The 1,372-nt window shown below is 72.0% G+C and carries 1 protein-coding gene and 1 pseudogene; both read left to right on the top strand.

The features are described from left to right. On the top strand, positions 1-1,146 hold a 1,146-nt coding region (locus tag CHC08_RS47870; RefSeq protein ID WP_089213966.1), incomplete at its 5' end, for a M20/M25/M40 family metallo-hydrolase. After that, positions 1,143-1,372: pseudogene (locus CHC08_RS47865) on the top strand (GNAT family N-acetyltransferase); the annotation flags it as partial. The gene CHC08_RS47870 and the pseudogene CHC08_RS47865, both read left to right, overlap by 4 nt.

The raw sequence follows: 1,372 nt of genomic DNA, 5'->3' as shown, positions 1-1,372 counted from the left end.
GTGATCGACGGGGTCACCCACCTGCGGTGGAGCTTCGGCACCCCCCGGGTCCTGATCCTCGGCCATCACGACACGGTCTGGCCGGTCGGGACGCTGACGAGGATTCCCTGGTCGCTCGTGGACGGCATCGCCCGCGGGCCGGGCGTGTTCGACATGAAGGCGGGGCTGGTGCAGACATTCCACGCGCTGACCGCGCTGCCGTCGCTGGACGGGGTGTGCGTACTGGTCACCGGGGACGAGGAGGTCGGCTCGCCGTCCTCGCGCACGCTGATCGAGGAGACGGCGCGCGAATGCGCGGCCGCGTTCGTGCTGGAGGCCGGCGCCGACGGCGGCGCGCTCAAGGTCGCCCGCAAGGGCATCTCGATCTACGAGCTCATGGTGCACGGCAGGGCCTCGCACGCGGGGCTCGACCCGGAGAAGGGCGCGAACGCCGGCATCGAACTGGCCCACCAGATCCTCGCCATCGCCGGGATCGCCGACCGGGTGAACGGCGACCTTCCAGGCAGGCCAACGTCGGAGGCGTCACTCGTCGCCGGAGCACAGGAAACCAGAGCACGAGAGACCGGGACGCGAGAGGCCGGAGCACAGGAAACCAGAGCACGAGAGACCGGAGCACGGGAAGCCGGGATCCGGGAGGCCGGAACGCGGGAGGCCGGAACGCAGGAGACCGGGACCTCGCCGGGATCCCTGGGGACGACCACCGTCACGCCGACGGCGCTGTTGGGCGGGACCACGGTCAATACCGTGCCCGCGCTGGCTCGCGTGTCGGTGGACGTACGGGTGCCCACCCTCGCCGCGCAGGAACGGGTCGACGAGCTGATGCGCGCCCTGGCCCCCCGGCTCGCCGGGACCAGGCTGGAGGTGAGCGGGGGCCCGAACCGCCCTCCCCTGGAGGAAGCCTCCTCGGCTGCCCTGTTCACCGTCGCCCAGCGGATCGCCGCCGACCTCGGGCTCGCCCCCCTCACCGGTGTCGGAGTGGGCGGAGCCTCCGACGGCAACTACACCGCCGGCGTCGGCTGCCCGACGCTCGACGGACTCGGCGCGGTGGGCGGCGGCGCCCACGCCGACAGCGAGCACGTGGTCGTGAGCGAGATGCCCGGCCGTACGACACTGCTGACCGGTCTGGTCCAGGCGGTGCTCAGGTGACCGGCGCGGTGCTGCGCGAGCTCCACTTCATCGAGGAGCTCGAGGACGTCATGAAGCTGTTCGACGGCATCTGGCGTTTCGACCCGGGGAGCGCGCCCGTCACGGTGGAGATGATGCGGGCGCTGTCGCACGCGGGCAACTACGTGGCCGGAGCCTACGAGAGCGATCGCCTGGTCGGCGCCTCGGTGGCGTTCCTGGGCGCACCCCCCGGACAGGTACTGCACTC

This window comes from Streptosporangium subroseum, from assembly GCF_900188345.1.
Classification (GTDB): domain Bacteria; phylum Actinomycetota; class Actinomycetes; order Streptosporangiales; family Streptosporangiaceae; genus Streptosporangium; species Streptosporangium subroseum.
This window is presented reverse-complemented; position numbering and strand designations above follow the sequence as displayed.